Source organism: Streptomyces tauricus (assembly GCF_014650955.1).
GTDB classification, from domain to species: Bacteria; Actinomycetota; Actinomycetes; order Streptomycetales; family Streptomycetaceae; genus Streptomyces; species Streptomyces tauricus.
In genome coordinates, this window is the sequence record NZ_BMVY01000001.1 from 33,593 (window position 1) to 54,257 (window position 20,665).

16 protein-coding genes are annotated in these 20,665 nt (G+C 70.2%); 6 read left to right on the forward strand and 10 right to left on the reverse strand.

Going from position 1 to position 20,665, the window contains the following annotated elements; translation table 11 throughout:
* Positions 1-115: 115 nt before the first annotated feature.
* A complete protein-coding gene (locus IE278_RS00125) occupies positions 116-4,390 on the reverse strand; it encodes a HAMP domain-containing hybrid sensor histidine kinase/response regulator (protein WP_189767448.1) in 4,275 nt (1,424 codons plus the stop codon).
* Positions 4,391-4,841: 451 nt separating this feature from the next.
* The gene (locus tag IE278_RS00130) at positions 4,842-5,720 is read right to left on the reverse strand and encodes an RNA polymerase sigma factor SigF (protein WP_189767449.1); all 879 of its coding nucleotides are present in this window, start codon (positions 5,718-5,720) and stop codon (positions 4,842-4,844) included.
* A gap of 514 nt (positions 5,721-6,234) precedes the next feature.
* On the opposite strand from IE278_RS00130, the gene IE278_RS00135 reads away from it, so the two are divergent.
* The 3 genes from IE278_RS00135 to IE278_RS00145 all read left to right on the forward strand — a co-directional run bounded on the left by IE278_RS00135 (position 6,235) and on the right by IE278_RS00145 (position 8,823).
* Positions 6,235-7,194: a SigB/SigF/SigG family RNA polymerase sigma factor gene (locus IE278_RS00135; protein WP_189767451.1), complete on the forward strand. Its 960-nt coding sequence runs from the start codon at positions 6,235-6,237 to the stop codon at positions 7,192-7,194.
* A gap of 95 nt (positions 7,195-7,289) precedes the next feature.
* Entirely contained in the window at positions 7,290-7,586 is a 297-nt protein-coding gene (locus IE278_RS00140) for a DUF5133 domain-containing protein (protein ID WP_189767453.1), read from the forward strand.
* A gap of 292 nt (positions 7,587-7,878) precedes the next feature.
* A complete protein-coding gene (locus IE278_RS00145) occupies positions 7,879-8,823 on the forward strand; it encodes an anti-sigma factor RsbA family regulatory protein (protein WP_246569625.1) in 945 nt (314 codons plus the stop codon).
* Between the two features lie 80 nt (positions 8,824-8,903).
* Here the strand turns inward: IE278_RS00145 and IE278_RS00150 are convergent, their stop codons facing one another.
* Positions 8,904-9,476: a Dps family protein gene (locus IE278_RS00150; RefSeq protein ID WP_189767455.1), complete on the reverse strand. Its 573-nt coding sequence runs from the start codon at positions 9,474-9,476 to the stop codon at positions 8,904-8,906.
* Between the two features lie 83 nt (positions 9,477-9,559).
* Positions 9,560-9,730: a hydrophobic protein gene (locus IE278_RS00155; protein ID WP_189767457.1), complete on the reverse strand. Its 171-nt coding sequence runs from the start codon at positions 9,728-9,730 to the stop codon at positions 9,560-9,562.
* A gap of 286 nt (positions 9,731-10,016) precedes the next feature.
* On the opposite strand from IE278_RS00155, the gene IE278_RS00160 reads away from it, so the two are divergent.
* Positions 10,017-10,388: a PRC-barrel domain containing protein gene (locus IE278_RS00160; protein ID WP_189767459.1), complete on the forward strand. Its 372-nt coding sequence runs from the start codon at positions 10,017-10,019 to the stop codon at positions 10,386-10,388.
* 234 nt (positions 10,389-10,622) lie between these two features.
* Positions 10,623-11,105 carry an ATP-binding protein gene (locus IE278_RS00165; RefSeq protein ID WP_308434869.1) on the forward strand — a complete coding sequence of 161 codons (483 nt, stop codon included), beginning with the start codon at positions 10,623-10,625 and terminating at the stop codon, positions 11,103-11,105.
* Positions 11,106-11,186: 81 nt separating this feature from the next.
* On the opposite strand, the gene IE278_RS00170 is transcribed toward IE278_RS00165, so the two are convergent.
* Positions 11,187-11,621, reverse strand: a complete 435-nt coding sequence (locus IE278_RS00170; RefSeq protein ID WP_189767461.1) for an ATP-binding protein — start codon at positions 11,619-11,621, stop codon at positions 11,187-11,189.
* A 344-nt stretch (positions 11,622-11,965) separates the two neighbouring features.
* Here IE278_RS00170 and IE278_RS00175 point away from each other — a divergent pair, with 344 nt between their 5' ends.
* On the forward strand, positions 11,966-12,142 hold the full coding sequence (locus IE278_RS00175) for a hypothetical protein (RefSeq protein WP_189767463.1): 177 nt from the start codon (positions 11,966-11,968) through the stop codon (positions 12,140-12,142).
* A gap of 79 nt (positions 12,143-12,221) precedes the next feature.
* On the opposite strand, the gene IE278_RS00180 is transcribed toward IE278_RS00175, so the two are convergent.
* The 5 genes from IE278_RS00180 to IE278_RS00200 all read right to left on the reverse strand — a co-directional run bounded on the left by IE278_RS00180 (position 12,222) and on the right by IE278_RS00200 (position 20,660).
* Positions 12,222-13,961, reverse strand: a complete 1,740-nt coding sequence (locus tag IE278_RS00180; RefSeq protein ID WP_189767470.1) for a dolichyl-phosphate-mannose--protein mannosyltransferase — start codon at positions 13,959-13,961, stop codon at positions 12,222-12,224.
* A gap of 40 nt (positions 13,962-14,001) precedes the next feature.
* Positions 14,002-16,056 carry a glycoside hydrolase gene (locus tag IE278_RS00185; protein ID WP_189767471.1) on the reverse strand — a complete coding sequence of 685 codons (2,055 nt, stop codon included), beginning with the start codon at positions 16,054-16,056 and terminating at the stop codon, positions 14,002-14,004.
* Between the two features lie 59 nt (positions 16,057-16,115).
* Positions 16,116-18,158 carry a beta-galactosidase gene (locus IE278_RS00190; protein ID WP_189767472.1) on the reverse strand — a complete coding sequence of 681 codons (2,043 nt, stop codon included), beginning with the start codon at positions 18,156-18,158 and terminating at the stop codon, positions 16,116-16,118.
* A gap of 100 nt (positions 18,159-18,258) precedes the next feature.
* The gene (locus IE278_RS00195) at positions 18,259-19,599 is read right to left on the reverse strand and encodes an ABC transporter substrate-binding protein (protein ID WP_189767473.1); all 1,341 of its coding nucleotides are present in this window, start codon (positions 19,597-19,599) and stop codon (positions 18,259-18,261) included.
* Positions 19,600-19,685: 86 nt separating this feature from the next.
* Positions 19,686-20,660 (reverse strand): carbohydrate ABC transporter permease, encoded by a 975-nt coding sequence (locus tag IE278_RS00200; RefSeq protein WP_189767474.1) that lies wholly within the window; start codon positions 20,658-20,660, stop codon positions 19,686-19,688.
* Positions 20,661-20,665 lie beyond the last annotated feature (5 nt).

Genomic DNA, 20,665 nt, shown 5'->3' on the forward strand with positions numbered 1-20,665 from the left:
AGGGTGTGGTTCTGGAAGGCTCACGATGCCATTGCTCCTCGGCGGGGATGCCCGTGGGGGCGGGGTGCGGGGACCTGCGCCCGGCCGGTGCGCGCACACGGCCGGGCGCGGTCGCTCACGCAGGCAGCCAACGGCGGACGCAGGCGATGAGATCCTCGGTGTCGACCGGCTTGGTGACGTAGTCACTGGCTCCGGAAGCGAGCGACTTCTCCCGGTCGCCGGGCATCGCCTTCGCCGTGACGGCGATGATGGGAAGCCCCGCGTACTGGGGCATCTTGCGGATCTCGGCGGTCGCGGCGTAGCCGTCCATCTCCGGCATCATCACGTCCATCAGGACGAGGGCGATGTCGGGGTGGTTGACCAGCGTCTCGATGCCCTTGCGGCCGTTGTCCGCGTGCAGGACGTGGAAACCCTGGAGTTCCAGGATCCCGCTCAGCGCGAAGAGGTTGCGCGCGTCGTCGTCGACCACCAGGACCGTACGGCCGAGGAAGGCGTCCTCGACGGCCCGCGGCGAACTGGACTGCGGCTCCTCCGTACGGGCCAGGGACGGCACGTCCCCCAGCTCCTCGGCCGACAGGTGCAGGGCGATGCGCTCGCGCAGTTCGTCGAGGCTGGACAGGAACTCCAGGGCACGGGTGCCGGAGCGGGCCTGGAGTTCCTGTTCCTGCGCCAGGTCCGCGCGGTGGCCGCTGTGGACGAGCACGGGGACGTTCGCGAGCGCGGAGTCGCCCTGCATCGCGTCCAGGAAGCGGGGCGCCTCGCCGCTGGGCATGCCCAGTTCGAGAACGACGCAGTGGCAGGGACCCGCGGCCAGCGCGCTCGCCGCCTCGTGCGCTCCGGAAGCGGTGATGACGTCGACCGTGCCGCGCGGGTCGCCGGCGTCCTGCCCCCGGGTGACGTCCGAGACCGCGCTCTCCGCGACCAGGGTCAGCAGTCCGCGCTGCCGTTCCTCGACGACGAGGAGACGGCGCCGCTGGCGTTTGGCGGGGCCGGTCGGACCCGCGATCGGGGTCGCCGCCGATTCGGCGGACGAGGACGCGCCGGGCGCGGGCTCGAGGACGCGTTCGCCGATCACCAGGTTCTCGAAGTCGGGGCGCGCCACGGGCAGGAACAGGGTGAACGTACTGCCCTGTCCCGGTGTGCTGTCCACGGTGACGGCGCCGCCGAGCAGGTGCGCGATCTCGCGGGTGATGGACAGGCCCAGACCGGTGCCGCCGTACTTGCGGCTCGTGGTGCCGTCCGCCTGCTGGAAGGCACCGAAGATCGTCTCCAGATGCTGCTCGGGGATGCCGATCCCCGTGTCCTGCACCCGGAAGGCGACGATCGTGCCGCCGCGGAACACCCCGCCGGGCACCTCGTGGTCGGCCGCCGGTTCGATCCGCAGCTCGACACCGCCGTGCTCGGTGAACTTGACCGCGTTCGACAGCAGGTTGCGCAGGACCTGGCGCAGCCGGGAGTCGTCGGTGAGCAGGTCGGCCGGTGCGCCGGGCGCGGTGCGCACGGTGAAGTCGAGGCTCTTCTGGGTCGTCATCGGCCGGAAGGTGGCCTCGACGTACTCCAGGAGCTGACGCAGCGGTACGACCTCGGGGCTGACGTCCATCTTCCCGGCCTCGACCTTCGACAGGTCGAGGATGTCGTTGATCAGCTGGAGCAGGTCGGAGCCCGCCGAGTGGATGATGCCCGCGTACTCGACCTGCTTCGGTGTGAGGTTGCGGGACGGGTTCTGCGCCAGCAGCTGGGCGAGGATCAACAGGCTGTTCAGGGGGGTCCGCAGCTCGTGGCTCATGTTCGCCAGGAACTCCGACTTGTACTTCGACGCCAGTGACAGCTGCTGGGCCCGGGTCTCCAGCTCCTGGCGCGCCTGCTCGATCTGCAGGTTCTTCGCCTCGATGTCGCTGTTCTGCGCGGCCAGCAGGGAGGCCTTGTCCTCCAGCTCCTCGTTCGAGCGCTGCAGTTCGTCCTGCTGGACCTGCAGCTCCTCGGAACGGGCCTGGAGTTCGGCGGTCAGCCGCTGGGACTCGTCGAGCAGTTCATCGGTACGGGCGTTGGCCACGATGGTGTTGACGTTGACGCCGATGGTCTCCATCAGCTGGCCCAGGAAGTCCAGGTGGATCTGGGTGAAGCGGGTGACCGAGGCCAGCTCGATGACTCCGAGGACCTGGTCCTCCACCATGATGGGCAGCACCACCAGGGCCGTCGGCACCGTCTGGCCGAGCCCCGAGGAGATGGACACGTAGTTCGGCGGCAGTTCGTCGACCGTGATGGCGCGGCGGCTGCGCGCGGCCTGGCCGACGAGCGAGCGGCCGAAGGGGATGCGCTCGGGCCGGTCGTCGTCGTCCGGGTAGCCGTACGAGCCGACGAGCCGCAGTTCGCTGCCGTTCCCGGTCTCCTCCGCGAGGTAGAAGGCCCCGTACTGGGCGGAGGCGAGGGGCGCCAGCTCGTCCATGATGAGTTCGGCCACCACGGACAGGTCCCGGTGGCCCTGCATCAGGCCGGAGGCCCGTGCGAGGTTGGTCTTGAGCCAGTCCTGCTCCTGGTTGGCCCGCGTGGTCTCGCGCAGGGACTCCACCATGGAGTTGATGTTGTCCTTGAGCTCGGCGACCTCGCCCGAGGCCTCGACGGTGATCGAGCGGGTCAGGTCGCCCTCGGCGACGGCGCTGGTGACCTCGGCGATCGCGCGGACCTGCCGGGTCAGGTTGCCCGCGAGTTCGTTGACGTTCTCGGTGAGGCGCTTCCAGGTGCCGGACACGCCCTCCACCTCGGCCTGGCCGCCGAGGCGTCCCTCGCTGCCGACCTCGCGGGCGACGCGGGTGACCTCCGCGGCGAAGGCGGAGAGCTGGTCGACCATCGTGTTGATGGTGGTCTTGAGTTCGAGGATCTCGCCCCGGGCGTCGACGTCGATCTTCTTGGACAGGTCGCCCTTGGCCACCGCCGTCGTCACCAGGGCGATGTTGCGCACCTGGCCGGTGAGGTTGTTGGCCATCGAGTTGACGTTGTCGGTGAGGTCCTTCCAGGTGCCCGCCACGTTCGGCACCTGGGCCTGGCCGCCGAGGCGCCCCTCGGTACCGACCTCGCGGGCCACGCGGGTGACCTCGTCGGCGAACGCGGACAGCGTGTCGACCATCGTGTTGATGACGTCCGCCAGGGCGGCGACCTCGCCCTTGGCCTCGACGGTGATCTTCTGGCTGAGGTCGCCGCGGGCCACGGCCGTGGCGACCTGGGCGATCGAGCGGACCTGGCCCGTCAGGTTCGACGCCATCACGTTGACGTTGTCGGTGAGGTCCTTCCACGTTCCCGAGACCCCGCGGACGGTGGCCTGTCCGCCCAGGTTGCCGGCGGTACCCACCTCGCGGGCCACGCGGGTCACCTCGTCGGCGAAGGCGGACAACTGGTCCACCATCGTGTTGAGGGTCTCCTTCAGGGCGAGGATCTCGCCCCGGGCGTCCACGGTGATCTTCTGAGACAGATCGCCCCTGGCCACCGCGGTCGCCACCTGGGCGACGTTGCGGACCTGCGCGGTGAGGTTGCCCGCCATGAAGTTCACCGAGTCGGTGAGGTCGCGCCAGGTGCCCTTGACGCCCTTGACGTCCGCCTGGCCGCCGAGGCGCCCCTCGGTGCCGACCTCGCGGGCGACGCGGGTGACCTCGTCGGCGAAGGCGGACAGCTGGTCGACCATGATGTTGATGGTGTTCTTGAGTTCGAGGATCTCGCCGCGGGCGTCCACGGTGATCTTCTGCGACAGGTCGCCCCTGGCCACCGCGGTCGTCACCTGGGCGACGTTGCGGACCTGCGCGGTGAGATTGCCCGCCATCAGGTTGACCGAGTCGGTCAGATCCCGCCAGACACCGCCGACGCCGGGCACCTGGGCCTGGCCGCCGAGCCGTCCCTCGCTGCCGACCTCGCGGGCGACGCGGGTGACCTCGTCGGCGAAGGCGGACAGCTGGTCGACCATCGTGTTGACGGTCTCCTTGAGCTGGAGGATCTCGCCGCGCGCCGGGACGTCGATCTTCTGCGACAGGTCGCCCTTGGCCACCGCGGTCGCCACCTGGGCGATGTCACGCACCTGGGTCGTGAGGTTGCCCGACATGGCGTTGACCGAGTCGGTGAGATCGGCCCAGGTCCCGGAGACGCCCGGTACCTCCGCCTGGCCGCCGAGGGTGCCTTCGGTGCCGACCTCGCGCGCGACGCGGGTCACTTCGGAGGTGAACACGGACAACTGGTCGACCATGCCGTTGAAGACGGTGGCGATGTCGCCCAGAAGGCCGTCCCCGTCGTCCGGCAGACGGGTGCCGAAGTCGCCGTCCCGTACGGCCGTGAGGCCGGCCAGCAGCTGTCGCAGCTCCTGGTCGCCCGGCGTGCGGTCGACTGTGTCGGTCGTCTGGCTGGTCATGCGCACCCTCGTTCCATGCCTCTTAGGTCCCTGTGCAAAAGGGACTCGGAACTACAGGCCCACTGCCGGACCACACCCTCGTCGGACATCCTGTTGCACGGGGCCGCCTGACGAGGAAATACGCCGCAGGCTAACCCGTAAGTGAGGTTGTGAACAAAGTGTGGTGCCAAAACCGCCAAGCAGAGGACAAGGCGAGGCCAAGCCGGGGGCAAACGGGTGCCGGGGGAGTGCCCGGGAGGCGTGAGCCGGAGCGTGGCGAGGGTTACGCGGGCCCCTGCTCCGACGGCTGCACGGCCCGCGACCGGCCGGCCCCGCGAGCGGCGGTTCCCAGGGCCGGCGGGACCCACGACCGAGCCCGCCGTCGCGGTCCGGCGAGCGGGGGCTCGTGGGGACCGCGACGGCGGGCTCAGTCACCGGCGGGGGGATGCCGGTCAGGGGGGGCTTGGGGGTGTCAGGCCACCGACGGGTCGAGCAGGCCGGCGCGGAGCCGCTTGATGATGCGGCTGATCAGACGCGACACGTGCATCTGGGAGATACCGAGAAGTTCGCCGATCTCGGCCTGGGTGCGCTCCTCGACGAACCGCAGGTGGATGATGCGGCGCTCACGCTCGTCGAGCTCGGCGACCAGGGGCGCCAGCGAGTGCAGGTCCTCGACGAGTTCGAGCGACCGGTCGTCCTCGCCGATGAAGTCGGCCAGGACGGACTCGCCGTGCGAGCCGTTGTCGGAGGTCAGAGCCGCGTCGAGCGACGAGGAGTTGTAGCAGTTCGCCGCCTTGCGGGCCTCGATGACCTCCGCCTCGGGCAGCGACATCAGGTGGGACAGCTCGGCGGTCGTGGGGGCACGGCCCAGCCGGGTCCGCAGTTCCTCCGTCGCCTTCGCCAGCTCGACCCGGGCCTCCTGCAGACGCCGCGGCACATGGACGGCCCAGCTCGTGTCACGGAAGAAGCGCTTGATCTCCCCGACGATGTAGGGGACGGCGAAGGAGGTGAACTCCACCTCGCGCGACAGCTCGAACCGGTCGATGGCCTTGATCAGCCCGATGGTGCCGACCTGGACGATGTCCTCCATCGAGTCGCCCCGGCCGCGGAACCGGGAGGCCGCGTACCGGACGAGGGAGAGGTTCATCTCGATCAGGGTGTTGCGGGCGTACTGGTATTCGTGGGTGCCCTCTTCGAGCACGGCGAGGCGGTCGAAGAACTGCCGCGACAGCTCCCGGGCATCCTTCGGCCGGACGCGCGAGGGGTCCTCGATGAGAGGCAGGTCCGCCTCGTCCGCCGTCCGGGTCCCCTGCGCCGTGGCCGTTGCCCCGCCTGCCGTCACGGCTGCCATGCCGTCCACCCCACTCACCGTCGCTGTTGATGACACACGCCGTCTGCCCCGCTTCTCGCGGCTCATGCCACCCAATCTTGAAAGAGATCAGGACCACTGAGGATCTGGCCAAAAGTCGACGCCCCGACGCGGTCCTTCGACGCCCCGACGCGGTCCGTCGACGCTTCGAAGCGGTCCTTCGTTGCTCCGACGTGGTCCGTCCTCGTCCGACAACTCTCGCACGAGCCGACCGCCGACGGTACGCACGGGTGGGTCGGCCGCCGACGGGGCGCACGGGTGCGCCGTGCGCCGGTCCGCGACGGGGCGGCATCGCGAGGGCGCCGTGACGGGCCGTCGATTTCGAGACGGTGTGTTTTCTCTCCGGAAGCAAGGGCAGGCGGAATTTCGTGCTTCGGACCGGAGGCACGCCCGCAGGAACGGCATCAGCCGACCGCGGTGGCCCCCTCCGGCGTCCCCGGAAGCCATCGTCCCTGCGGCATCCCCTCGCACGCCACTTGTTCAGGAGCGAATCCGCATGAGCATCGACTTGTCGACAAGCCGCCCGGAGGAATCCGTCCCTGTCGAGGAGCGCTCCGTGTCCACCGGAACGACAGGAACCACCGCGACGACAGGAACGACCGGAGCGACAGCCGGGGCGGGTCCCTCGGCCCGGTCCGCACCAGCGAGGCATCCGCACGACGACGCTCCCGACTCGGCGACCGACTTCGCCCGGCTGGCCGCCCTGGAGGAGGGGCCCGAGCGGGACGCGGTCCGTGACGAGTTGACGAAGGCGTGGCTGCCCATGGCGCACCGCATCGCCGGCCGGTTCCGCGACCGGGGTGAGAACATCGAGGACCTGCGCCAGGTCGCGGCCGTCGGTCTGGTGAAGGCGATAGACCGGTTCGACCCCTCCCGCGGGGCGTTCGAGAGCTACGCGGTGCCCACCATCACCGGTGAGGTGAAGCGTCACTTCCGGGACCGCATGTGGGCCCTGAGGGTGCCCCGCCGGGTACAGGAGCTGCGCAACAAGGTCCGTGTCGCCCGGCGCGACCTCGCGATGAACCCCGGTGCCCCCGAGCCGACGACGGCCGAGATCGCGGCGCACGCCGGGCTGACGGAGGACGAGGTCAGCGCGGGCATGGAGGCGATGGAGAGCTTCAGCACCCTGTCCCTCGACGCCGAGCTGTCGTCCGCCGACGACAACTACAGCCTCGCGGACACCCTGGGCGATTTCGATTCCTCCTACGACACGGTCGTCGACCGCGAGGCGGCGAAGGAAGGACTGCGCCGGCTGCCGGAACGCGAGCGGAACATCCTGTACATGCGCTTCTTCGAGGACATGACGCAGAACCGCATAGCCGACCAGCTCGGCATCTCCCAGATGCACGTCTCGCGCCTCATCACCCGCAGTTGCGCACGGGTGCGGGACGAGGCGCTGGGCGCCCAGGCCCGCCCCGGCCGCGGGGACGCCGACGGCAGGACGGGGGCCGTGTGACGCGGCACGGCGGTCCAGGCGACGTACGCGCCGCCCCGACCGGCACTCCCGAACCAGCGGTGGACCCAGGATTAGGCGACCAAGGAGCGAACCGGATGCTGATGCCCCATCCCGCGACCCTGCGCAAGCTCGTGGGGGAGTACGAGGCCCTCGTCGCGCACCAGGCCGAGACCGGTGCGGTGAAGGCGGACCAGCGGGCGCAGGACCTCGCCTACACCCTGTGCGTGTCGACCGGCACCCGCGATGTGAACCTGGCGTTGAAGAAGGCCCGCAGCCACCTCGCCGCCGCGCAGGGACCCGTGGCGCCGACGCCCCTGCGGCCCACCGGACCCGGGGCCGCCGAGACCCGTGGCGCGGGTGAGGCCCACGGCGCGGGTGAGGCCGTCGCATAGCGCGTCCTCGGGCCGGCCGCACTGCCGTGCGGCCGGCCCGCCGTGTGCAGGGGGAACGCCCGAGTGACGAGGGAACGTCCGTGCGACGGCGTAGGGTGGGCCCCGGGGTGAGACCGGTGGACCTGATGGACAACACGGACAGCTCGTCGTCGACGACGCCGTCGGACGACGGCGGACCGACGCGAACCGTCCGGTCGGCGGCACATCCGGCGCGCGCCGCCCACCCCGTCCGGACCTCGCGGCGCAGCCGCCGGAACGACCGGGCCGTACCGCCCCCGACAGGAGCGCCGACGTGACGACGACGGCCACCGAGCCGGCGACGGGGGCGCCTTTCGTGCACCCCGCGCTGTTCTACCGTGACGACCAGGAGTACCTGGAGGGCACGGTTCCCTTCATCCGAGAGGGCCTGGCGGTCGCGGAGCCCGTGGCGGTGGCCGCTCCCGCCGCGCGGCTCGACCTGATCACGGCGGCCCTGGGCCCGGCGGCGGAAGCCGTGCATCTCGTCGACATGGCCTTGGCCGGCCGCAACCCCGGCCGCATCATCCCCTCGGTCCTGCGCGCTTTCGCGGACGCCCGGCCCGGCGTCCGCGTCCGTATCATCGGCGAGCCGATCTGGCCCGGCCGCACCGCCGTGGAGTACCCCGCCTGCGTCCAGCACGAGGCCCTCATCAACGAGGCGTTCAGCGGCCGGGACGTGACCATCCTGTGCCCGTACGACGCCCGGTCCCTGCCGAAGGACGTGCTCGCCGACGCCCACGCCACCCACCCGGTCCTCATCACCGCGGGACGCGAGCGGGCCAGCGAGGCGTACGACCCCGAGAAGGTGCTCGCGCGCTGCAACGAACCGCTGTCCCCGCTGCCCGGCGCCGCGATGTTCCGCTACGACGCGCAAGCCCTGCCGGCCGCCCGTGACTTCGCGCTCGCCCAGGCGCGCGAGCGGGGGATGAGCGCCGTCCGTCTGCAGGATCTGGCCCTGGTCGTCGCCGAACTGACCACGAACAGCGTGGTGCACGCCGGAGGCGCGGGGACGCTGCGGCTGTGGGCGGAGAGCGAGCAGATCGTCTGCCAGGTGCAGGACTTCGGCCGGCTGGCCGACCCGCTCGCGGGCCGCCGCCCCGCACACCCCGGGCAGATCGGCGGTCGTGGCCTCCTGCTCGTGCACTACCTCTCGGATCTGGTGCGCCTGCACACCGGCGACGCCGGCACGACGATCCGCAGTTACGTCTCACGCGTCTGAAGCAGGGGCAGGGCCCGGATCCGTCACGGATCCGGGCCCTGCCCATGGCAGCTATAGGCTGCCGCGCGTGACAGCCCCCGCTACCGGGCGCCGTCCTGGTGCGCCGAGCGCGCTGCCTCGTTCTCGGTGTGGGCGCCCGCCGTGGCGAGGTCACCACCGGAGCTCTCGAGGTGCGCGCGCACGAACCACTGGAACTTCTCGAGGGAGCGCAGCTGCCCGATGAGCAGATCTTCCGTCACCGGATCGAACTTGCCGACCTCGGCGAGGGCCGCCCGGTGGCTCTCGACGACGCCCGTGTAGACCAGGTCGAGGGCGCCGAGGTGGGCGATCGCATCCGCGCGCCCGACGTCGTAGTCGTCCCAGGTCCGCTCGGCGACGAGCGCGCCGGGGGTCCCCACGGGCACCCCGCCCAGCGCCGAGACGCGCTCGGCGGTGTCGTCGGCCATGGCCCGGACCTGGTCGACCTGCGGGTCGAGCATTTCGTGGATGGCGATGAAATGCGGGCCGACCACATTCCAGTGAATGTGCTTCAGCGTGAGTGAAAGGTCATTCAAAGCGTGCAGCCGCAGGCGGAGCAGTTCGATAACCTTTGCGCCGTCCTGGACGCTGAGTCCGGGGACGGTGTACTTCGGCTCGGTGCGAGACGACGTCATTTCTCGTTCCTCCCTGTGAACCTGTGCATTCCTTGTTCGAGGTGGCGGGCGAAAGGGCTGGTGTCCAAGGGCTCACGGCCCTCCTACCAGCGGTACCAGCGTCCACGGCGGCCACCGGAGGCGGTAGGACGCACGACGAAGCCGAGCAGCCAGACGACCAGGACGACGACGGCGATCCACCACAGGGCCTTGAGTGCGAAACCCGCACCGAAAAGGAGAAGGGCGAGCAGAAGAACAAGAATGATGGGAACCATTGTTATCAACCTCCAGAACCTCTGATGCCCTGCTTTCCCGGTGGTACGCCTGCTCTTTTCGCAGGCGCCCCGCCTTTCTCGCACACGACTCGCACACGCCTGCGCGCGGGCCTTTGCGAACCCGTGCGAGGGACGGTCCCCACGGGCCGGATGAGGCCGCCGAGGAAAAAACACCGGGAATGCGGTCCGGGCGGCAGGGTATTGGCTGCCCCAGGAGGAAGGCGGCCGGTACGCACCGGCAGCGGTACTCCGCTCACCACTCGACCATGGGAAAGGAAGCAGCGACGTGACCACCGACAGAATCTGGTCGTACGCACCGACCAGCGGATACGCGGAGGGACTGCTGCTCACGGGGTTCACGGTCGCCGCGGCCGACGGGACGATCGGGCACGTGGACCGGCAGGTGGACGAATCCGGGATGCGGCATCTGATTGTCGACACGGGGGTCTGGGTGTTCGGCAGAAGCGTGCTGATCCCGGTCGGCCTGGTCTCCTCCGTCGACGCGGAGGCCCAGGAGATCACGGTGGCGTGCACCGAGGAGGAGATCAAGGCCGCGCCCCGGTTCAAGACGGACCGCGAGACGCTGGACCCCGAATATCTCGCCGGAGTCGGCCACTACTACCGGAGCCTGCCCCCGCGGCAGACGACCGCGACCTGAGCCGGCGGGGGCGCATCCGCTGCAATGGATGGGGATTCAGCGGGAAGGCGGATCCCGAAGGGGCGCGGAGCGAGGAGATGGCGATGATGCCGATCACGACCGCGCAGCCACTCGTCCCCACGACGAGGCGCAGGTGATGGCGATGCCGGGGACGGTGACCGGTCCGTGAGGCCGCTGGGCGGCTCAGGATCGGCGCCGGGCATCGAAGAACCAGAGTGCAGGGACACGACGCATATGGACCGAACCGACACGACCGCCATCGCGTCCGCGGCCAGTCCGCCCGGGGGGATGTCATGGGAGGCGGCCCCGGTCACGACCGCGGCGGTGGCGCCGGCCCCCATCACGACCGCGGCGATGGCCCGCGCGTACGCACGGAGCGTGGTGCTCGAACAGTGGAACAACGCCGACCGCACGGCGACGGAGGCGGCTCTCATCGATCTCTCGCTGGTCGTCTCGGAGCTGGCCGCGAACGCCGTCCGGCACGGGGGCGGACTGGCCGGGTTCGAGGTGACGCCCACGCGGCAGGGCGTGCGGCTGGCCGTGCACGACAACAGTGACGTCGTCCCCGCCGCCGCCTTCGGCCCGGGAAGCCTGCCGACGAAGCACCACGGCAACGGCTACGGCTGGCCGGTCATCATCCGGCTGGCGCGGGACATCGCCGTCGAACCGCGTCCCGGAGGCGGCAAGACCGTCAGCGTGCTGGTGCCGCTCGTCTGACGGTCGGCAGCCGCACGTCGACGGCCTCGGACGATTCCCGTCCGAGGCCGTCCTTGGATGGTTCCTGCCGGGCGGCGGGTCTCACCATGGCAGGAATACGTGGATGTCCTTGCCCTTGTCGGTCACCACCACGCTCACCTGGTCGCACAGTGTGTGGATCAGATGCCACCCGACGCCTCCGTCACCCCGGCCGGGATGGAACGGGCGTGGCGCGGGCGGGGTGGTGCTGGTGTCGCGCATGGTCACGTGCACGCCGTCGAACGTGCGCCGCAGACGCAGTTCGAACGGGCCCGGCGCGTACTGCACCACGTTGGCCGCCAGCTCCGTGACGACCAGCAGGATGTCGTCCCAGTGCTCGGGTGCGGCCGGTGGCGCGGTGCGCGTGAGCGCAAGGAGGAACTCCTCCGCGGCGATGCGGGCACCCGTGACATTGGGCAGCTCGCCGGGGAAGGTGGTCGTTCTGGTGTACATCTCCTCAGAAGGCAGTTTGTCGTCCCAACGCGGCTCGGTCGCCATTGCGCCTTCCCCAGCCCACTCCCCACAGGGCTGTGCTGATCCTTTGCTTCCACCGCTGCTGCTTCCCGACGGCGAGGGCCTTACTCGTCCGGGTCCGGTGGGGATGGTAGGTGAACCGGAACGCAGTGGTCTCTGGTGCTTCCTGTGTGATCGGCGAGTACCACGATCGGACCGACTCATGGGTGCTTGGCCGCGGTCGATGTGCGCGGGAGGGCGGCGGGGCCGTCGCAGGCGTACGCACGGGCCGTCCCCGCCGCTGATTCCCGGGTCTGTTTCGGCCAGGCCGGGGCACACGGAGGTCGGGGACGGGAGCTCCCGTCCCGCCACCGGAAAGAGGAGAATCCGTGCTCGGCATAGCAGCTGCAGTCCTGTTCTTCATCGCGTTCCTGATCAACGCCGCGGACATCTCGACCAATGACACTTTCACATCGACGAACGTGATGCTCATCGGTCTGACGGTCCTGGCGCTCCACGTCGCCGGGGTGGGCACCGGGTGGGGGAGCAGGAGCCGCAGGCGGTGAGGTGCGAGACACCGCCAAGGCTCGCACACAGCACGAGAACGGACCGCATGGTGACTTCTGTCGCCGTGCGGTCCGCGCGTCATATCCAGGTGTCCCACCACATCCTGGAATGCCACTCCGGATACGGGATCGTCTGCCCCGTGTAGATCGGGAAGAAGTAGACGAAGTTCCAGACGATCAGGAGCACCACGGCGCCCACGGTGACCGTCCCCAGCGTGCGCCGTCTGCCGACCGTGCCCGGTGGCCCCACCAGCGCACCCGCCGCCATCGCGACCGCCAGGCACAGATACGGCACGAAGACGACCGCGTAGAAGGCGAAGATCGTCCGGTCCTGGTACTGGAACCAGGGCAGCTGGCCCGCGGCCACCGCGCACAGGACGGCCCCGGCCCGCCAGTCGCGGCGCATGGCCCACCTGAAGAGCAGATACAGCAGCGCCAGACAGGCGGACCACCACAGCAGCGGGGTGCCCAGCGCGAGGACGACCTCGGAACAGCCCGCGGCGGTACGGCAGCCGTCCTGGGCGAAGTCCGTCTCGTAGGAGTACGCCACCGGGCGTCCCTGTACCAGCCAGCTCCAGGGGTGGGACTCGTAGCGGTGCCAGGAGTGCAGACCCACGTTGAAGTCGTAGACCTGGCTCTCGTAGTGCCACAGGCTGCGCAGGGCGGCCGGGATCCACGACCACGGGCCCCCGCGGCCCTCCGCCCAGTGCCGCCCGTAGCCCCCGTCGGACAGGAACCAGCCCGTCCAGGTGGCGAGATAACCGGCCACGGCCACCGGCACCACGGAGAGCACCGACCAGCCGGCGTCCTTGCGCAGGACGGCCCGATACGGCTCGTGGGCACCGGCGACGCGGCGTGAGCCGACATCCCACAGCAGGGTCATGACCATGAAGAACGCCAGGAAATAGAGGCCGTTCCACTTGCAGGCGGCGGCCAGGCCGAGGAAGAGCCCGGCCGCGACCCGCCACGGCCGCACCCCCATGCCCGCCCGCTCGCCCGTGTAAGCGTCGGGGCCCGCGAAGCCGTCCTCGCCCACGGGCAGAGCCGCCGCGAGACGGGCCCGCGCCCGGTCCCGGTCGACGAGCAGCGCCCCGAACGCCGCCAGCACGAAGAACATGACGACGAGGTCGAGCAGCGCCATGCGGCTCATCACGAAGTGCAGGCCGTCCAGGGCCATCAGCAGTCCGGCCAGGCAGCCCAGCGTCGTCGAGCGGAACAGCCTGCGGCCGGTCCGGCACAGCATCAGCACCGACAGCGTGCCGAGCAGCGCCACCATGAAGCGCCAGCCGAACGGGTCGAAGCCGAACATCCACTCGCCGACGGCGATCACCCACTTGCCCAGCGGCGGATGCGCGACGAACGCCCCGGCGTCGGAGAGCGGGATCACCTGCGGATCCGCGAGGACCTGCGGGTCGGCGACCTTGCGGTCCGGCCAGGTGCCCTCGTAACCGAGCCGGAGCAGCGACCAGGCGTCCTTGGCGTAGTACGTCTCGTCGAAGACGAGGCCACGGGGCTGGCCCAGCTGCCAGAAGCGGATCGCTCCCGCCAGGGCGGCCACCAGGAGCGGGCCCAGCCAGCCCGTCGCCCTCGCGAGCCGGTGGGCCGCCACCGGGCCGAGACCCAGGGCCTCCCCGAAGCGGGTGCCGGGTTCAGGGAACGGCGGGACCAGAAGGTCCCGGGTGTCGGTGCGCGCGGGCGCCACGAACCCGAACCGGCGCAATCGCGCCGCCCAGGAGCCGGACTCGGACGTCGTACGGGCATCGGTTTCGGCGTCGGAGCCGGCTTCGAGGGCCGGCTCCGACGCGGTGTCACTGGTCACCGGATCATCGTAGGGAACTACGTCAGGCGCAACGCGGCGGCTAGCCCGCCGGGTTGGCCACCTCCGTGACCTTCCAGCGCTGGTTGGCACCGGAGTTGGGTGTCCACAGCGTCACGGCCGCCCCCTCGTTCGTGGCCTGGCCGCCGACTTCGAGGAGCCGTCCGGTGGCCGCGTTGACGAGGGTCCAGGTGCCGTCGCCGGTCGACGACATGATCCACTGGGTGGCGCTGTCGCGCGGGCCGGTGTCGGCCTCCAGTACCGGGGCGCCGTCCCGGACGGCCAGCCGCTTGCCCTCCACCGGGTTGCTGAACACGTACCGCTGCCGGTTGCCGGTGTCGCCGGAGATCTGGCGCAGCTTCCACCGCCGGCCCGGCGCGTCGGCCGTCGCGCTCCTGATGACGAGGCCCGTGCCGTTGTCGGCGACGGTGAGTGCCTTGCCGCTCTGGACGCCGGTCAGTTCGTAGGTGTGGCCCTTGCGCAGCTCGGCGGCGTCCTTCGCGACCCCGGAGACACCCTTGACCAGGAAGGAGGTCACGGACTGCGCGGGCACCGTGAAGGTGGCCCTGCGGTCATCGACCTCGACGGCGTCCCGGCGGTCCAGCTTGCCGTCGGCGCTGGTCACGACGGGGGTGACGGTGGCGTGGCGGCCGACCTCGCCGAACTTCGACAGGTCGATGGTGACGTTACGGGCCTCGGTGGTGCTGTTGACGTGGACGACCGTCGCCCGGTCGCCCTTCCGGGAGACGGCGGCGGCGCTGGACGTGTCGTCCGTCTTGATCAGCCGGTCACCGGGCTTGATGTAGTGGGTGAAGTTGCGGGTCGTGTCGAACTTCGTGTTGGTGTGGATGGGGCACGTCTTGAGGGTGTCCTTCGAGGTGCAGCTGAACGAGAGCTGGATGCTGCCCCAGTTGCCGCCCTTGGCGGACTCGCCGCCCGGCTTCATGTTGTCGTAGTCCTCGACGGGCTGCCAGAACACCCAGGCCTTGGGTTCCAGTTCCCGCAGGTCGTCGACGATGCGCTGGGCCAGACCCAGACCGGGCCGCATGTCCGTGAAGCTCTGGCCGTCGCCCCAGTCGCCCTCGACCTCGCTCTGCCACAGCGGCTTGCCGGCCGCCTTGGCGAGGTCCCGTACGGTGGTGCGCTGGCCGGTGCCGTAGGTGTGGACGTTCATCTGGCCGACGAGGTCCCGCACTTCCTGCGGGTAGGTGTTCCAGTTCTGCGCGAAGATCGACGGGTTGGTCTCGTCCATCGCCGAGATCTCCGCCTCGGCCTTCGCCTTCTTCAGCGCGGGGGCCAGGGCGGCGATCACCTTCTGCTGCAGCTCGGGGCCGATGTGCGCCCCCTCCTGCCGGCCGCCGACGGGCTCGCCGTCGGCGCCCAGACGGGTGCTCCAGTAGTTGGTGTTGGGCTCGTTGAACGGGTCGACCGTGTCGACCTTGATGCCCTCGGCCTTCTCGAGGCGCTTGGTGGCGCCCGCCAGATAGGCGGCGAAGTCGTCGACGGACTCCGTCCTGAGCTGGTCCTCGGTGGCGTCGAAGCCGCCGGACACATAGCCGCTCTTCGTCATGAACCACGGCGGGGAGTTGCTGAAGGTCTCCCAGTGGTCGATGTCGTCCTTGATCCGGTCGACCCACCAGCGCTGGGTGGCGTCGGCGTCCTTGTTCCAGTCGGCCGGGTCGTCGGCGCTCCACCAGTCGGTGTCCTCGCGGGTGGTGCCGGCCGGCGCCTTCCACCAGCCCTCCACCGCGCCCCCGGCCCGCAGATAGTCCTTGACGTCCGGGGCGTTGCCACCGCCGATGTTGTAGCGGGCGATGTTCAGCGCGAGCCCGTCGTCCCCGAAGAGGAGCTTCGCGAGCCTCTCGCGTATCTCCTCGGGGTAGTCGCCGGTCGCGTTGGCGAACCAGACCAGGCTGGTGCCCCAGCCCTCGAACTTCTCCTGCTGGTACGAGGGGTCGGGCCGGACGGTCACCGACGGGGTGTCCGCCGCCGGTGCCTGCGCGGTGGACGGGGGCGCCAGGGTCAGGGCGGCCCCGGTGGCCAGTGCGGTGAGTCCGGCGGCTCCGAGGAGACGTCTGCTGCGGGTAGGGCGTGCCATCGTGTGCTCCCAACTGAGGTGTGGTCGCTGCGCGGTGGAGTGCGGGCTGTGTGGTGCGGTCAGGCGGTGGGCTGGTGGAGTACGGCGACGCCCCTCGGTCCCAGGACGAGACCGCCGTCGGCGTCCGTGCCGCCGACCAGGACCTCTCCGGCGAGACCCGTCAGGGCCACGTCGTCGTCGGTCCGGTTGACGAGGAACAGGAAGCGTCCTCCGGGCCCGCGGCGCACGGTCTGCTCGACCGATCCCCGTGCGTCGGCGGGCAGTTCGCTCTCGACACCGGCCGGGCCGAGCAGCGCAGGCAGCAGACCCGCCAGCCCTTCGGCGCCGAGCCGGGTGGAGACGTACGCGGCCGAACCCTGGCCCACGGCACGGCGGGTCACGGCGGGCCGTCCCGCGTACGAGCCGCTGCGGTAGTGCGCGAGCACGTCCACGGCGGGGTCGGTGACGTCGATCCGGTCGGTCCACAGGGTGCCCGTGGCGTCGCCGTCCAGCGCGACGGAGTCACCGTCGAGCAGCGGCCCGAACTCCTCGATGCGGATACCGAGCAGCTCGCGCAGGGCGCCCGGGTGGCCGCCGAGCCAGATGTGGTCGTTCTCGTCGACGACACCGGAGAAGTACGTGGTGACGAGGTGGCCGCCGGCCTCGGCGTACCGGGTGAGTTCCTTGGCGAGCGGCGCCGGGACCACGTGCAGCACGGGGGTGATCAGGACGTCGTACCGGTCGAGGTCGGTCGTGGTGGTCACGACATCGGCGCGGACACCGAGGGTGTGCAGGGCCGAGTACCAGTCCAGGGCCTCCTGGCGGTAGTCGAGGAGCGCGGAGGGGTGCGAGTCCTGCTCGCTGGCCCACCACGACTCCCAGTCGTAGACGATGCCCACGCGGGCCGGTTCGCGCTCGGAGCCCGCGACCGGCGCCAGCGCCTTGAGGGTCTGCCCCAGCTCGACGACCGCGCGGAAGACCTCGCTGTCGGCGCCGGCGTGCGGCACCATCGCGGAGTGGTACTTCTCGGCGCCCGCGGCCGACTGGCGCCACTGGAAGAAGCAGACGGCGTCGGCGCCGTGCGCGACGTGCAGCAGCGAGTCGCGGGCCAGGTCGCCCGGCCGCTTGGCCAGGTTGACGGGCTGCCAGTTGACGGCGCTGGTGGAGTGCTCCATCAGGAACCAGGGCTGCCCGCCCGCTATCCCGCTGGTGAGGTTGGCGGAGAAGGACAGCTCGTCGCGGTCCTGCGGGCCAGGGTGGACGTAGTGGTCGTTGGAGACGAAGTCGATCTCGCCCGCCCAGTCCGGGTAGTTCATGCCCTTGGTGTTGCCCATCACCATGAAGTTGGTGGTGACCGGCACACCCGGCGTGATCTCCCGCAGCACGTCCCGCTCCGCGATCAGGTACTCCTTCAGCGCGTCGGAGGAGAAGCGCTTGAAGTCGAGCTGCTGCGTCGGGTTCGGGTGGGAGCCGGCCAGCCGGGGCGGCAGGATCTGCCCCCAGGCGCTGTACCGCTGCGACCAGAAGGCCGTGCCCCAGGCGTGGTTGAGGGCGTCGAGGGTGGTGTAGCGGGCGCGCAGCCAGTCGCGGAAGGCGTGGGCCGCGTCGTCCGAGTAGTCGTAGACGTTGTGGCAGCCCAGCTCGTTGGAGACGTGCCAGGCGACCAGCGCCGGGTGGTTCGCGTACCGCTCGGCCATCGTGCGTACCAGGCGCAGCGCGTGCTCGCGGAAGACGGGTGAGGTGGGCCGCCAGTGCTGCCGGGCCCCCGGCCACACCGTCTCACCGGAGGCGGTCACCGGCAGGATCTCCGGGTGCGCCGTGGTGAGCCAGGGCGGCGGGGAAGCGGTCGCGGTGGCCAGGTCGACGCCGATGCCGCCCGCGTGGAGGAGGTCCATGACCTCGTCGAGCCACTCGAAGTCCCACCGGTCCCGGTCCGGCTGGATGCGGGCCCAGGAGAAGATCCCCACGGAGACCAGGTTGACGCCGGCCTCACGCATCAGCCGGACGTCCTCCTCCCACACCTCGCGAGGCCACTGCTCGGGGTTGTAGTCGGCGCCGTACGCGAGACGCGGGGTGCGGTCACCGTCCGGCCCGTCCAGCTGGGACAGGAGGGTGGAGATCATCGTGGTCCTTCCGGGGTTTCACAGGGTCCCGCCGTCGCGTTCCCGGGCAGCCGGGAACGCGACGACAGGACCGTTGGGGATGCGTCGGGGCGGGGCTCGTCTACTCGACGGTGAAGCCCTGCTCCTTGCCGTACTTGACGGAGGCGTCCTGCCAGGACTTCAGGCCGTCGGTGAGCTTGGTGTTGCCGACGTAGGCCTTGCCGACGGTGTCGTTGAAGATCGAGTTGGCGTACTGCTGGAAGGGCAGGTACGACCAGTCGTCGGCGACGTTGGCGGCGGAGTCGGCGAAGATCTCGTTGGCCTTCTGGCCGCCGAAGTACTCGAACTCGGTGTTGAGGAACGAGTCCGACTGCAGCTCCGCGTTGGTCGCCGGGAAGGCGCCCTCCTTGACGCGGCTCTGCACACCGGCGCCGGAGTTGGCGTACTCGACGAAGGCGTAGGCGAGTTCCTTGTTCTTGCCGAGCGTGGGCAGGGTCAGCGAGCTGCCGCCGTTCTCCGCGCTCGCCTTGTCGCCCTTGGTCCAGGCCGGCATGGGCGCCGCGCGCCAGTCACCGGAGGCGTTCGGGACGCCGGTGACGAAGTTGGCGGGCATCCAGGCACCGCTGGGGAGGGTGGCGAGGGTGCCGTCGCCCAGACCCTTGTACCAGTCGTCGGTCCAGCCGTTGATCGGCGCGACGAGCTTCTCGTCGATCAGCTTCTGCCAGATGTCGGTGTACTTCTTGGCGCCCGCGTCGGCGAAGTCGACCTTCACGTTGGTGCCGTCGACCTTGTAGGGGCGCGAGCCGGCCTGCCACAGCAGGCTGGTGGTCAGGCCCGCGTCGCCCGCGTCGTTGGCGATGTATACCTTCGGGTCGGCCTTGTGGAGCTTGCGGGCCGCGTCGAGGTACTCGTCCCAGGTGGTCGGCACCGCGATCTTGAACTTGTCGAAGATCTTCTTGTTGTAGTACAGGGCCATGGGGCCCGAGTCCATCGGCAGGCCCCAGACCTTGTCACTGCCCTGGGTCACGGCGTTCCACGGGCCGGCGGTGTACTTGGACTTCAGCTTGTCGGCGCCGTAGGGAGCCAGATCGCTCAGACCCTTGGTGAGGGCGTACTGCCCCAGCGCGAAGTACTCGACCTGCGCGACGTCGGGGACACCCTTCTCGGCCGAGATGGCGTTCGACAGCGCCGTGTAGTGCTTGTCGCCCGACCGCTCGGCGACCAGGTTGATCTTGACCTTGGGGTACTTCTTCTGGAAGTCGGCGGCGACCGTCTTCAGCGTGGGCTCCCACGCCCAGACCGTGACCGAGCCGCCCTTCTTGAGGGCCGCCTGGACGTCGCCGGCGGAGACCGGCTTCGAGCCGGAGCTGTCGTCGTCGGAGCCACCGCAGGCGGTCGCGCCCAGGGCGAGGACGGAGAGGACGGCGAGGCCGCGCATCAGGCGGCTGGTCGTTCTGCGCATGGAGGTGCTTCCACTTCTTCGTGGGCGGGACAGATTGAGGGTGGAGAGGGTGGAGGAGGTGGGACCGAGGGGGGCCTGTGGGCGCGTCATTCCTTGACGCTTCCGGCGGCGAGACCGGACTGCCAGTACTTCTGCAGCAGCAGGAACGCGGCGATCAGCGGCACGATGGTGAGCAGCGAACCGGTGATCACCAGGTTGAAGATCACGTCACCGCCGATCGTCTGGGCCTGGTTGTTCCAGGCGTCCAGACCCAGGGTCAGCGGATACCAGTCCGGGTCCTTGAGCATGATCAGCGGCAGGAAGTAGTTGTTCCAGGTCGCGACCGTGGTGAACAGCAGGACGGTCACGATGCCCGGGGCGAGCAGCGGCAGGGCGACCGTGAAGAAGGTGCGTGCCTCGCCCGCCCCGTCGATCCGCGCCGCTTCCAGCAGTTCGACGGGGATCGCCTCGGAGGCGAAGACCCACATCAGATACAGGCCGAAGGGCGAGACCAGCGAGGGGATGATGACCGCCCACGGGGTGTCGGTCAGGCCCATCTTGCTGAACATCAGGAAGGTCGGTACCGCGAGCGCGGTGCCCGGGACGGCGACGGCGCCGATGACCACGGCGAACACACCGCGCTTGCCGGGGAAGTTGAACTTGGCCAGCGCGTACCCGCCCAGGATCGCCAGGAAGGTGGCGCCGCCGGCCCCGAGCCCGACGTACAGCAGGGTGTTCAGCAGCCAGCGGACGAAGATGCCGTCGTGGTACGTGAACGTGTCGCGGATGTTGTCCCAGAGGGCGAAGTCGTCGGCGAACCACAGTCCGCTGGAGTCCGCGAGCCCTTCCTGGGTCTTGGTCGCGCTGATGACCAGCCACACCAGGGGCACCACGGTGTAGACCAGGATCAGGCCGGTCAGCACGGTCAGCAGGACGCTGCGCTTCGGGCGCCCGGCGGAGTGCTCACGGCGCTTGCGCAGCCGGGGCACACCCTTGGCCGTACCGGTGGCCGGGACGGGCGCGGACGGGGAGGCGGAGGTTGCCGGACCGCTGGTGCTGCTCGTGCCGCTCATGCTGCTCATCGGTG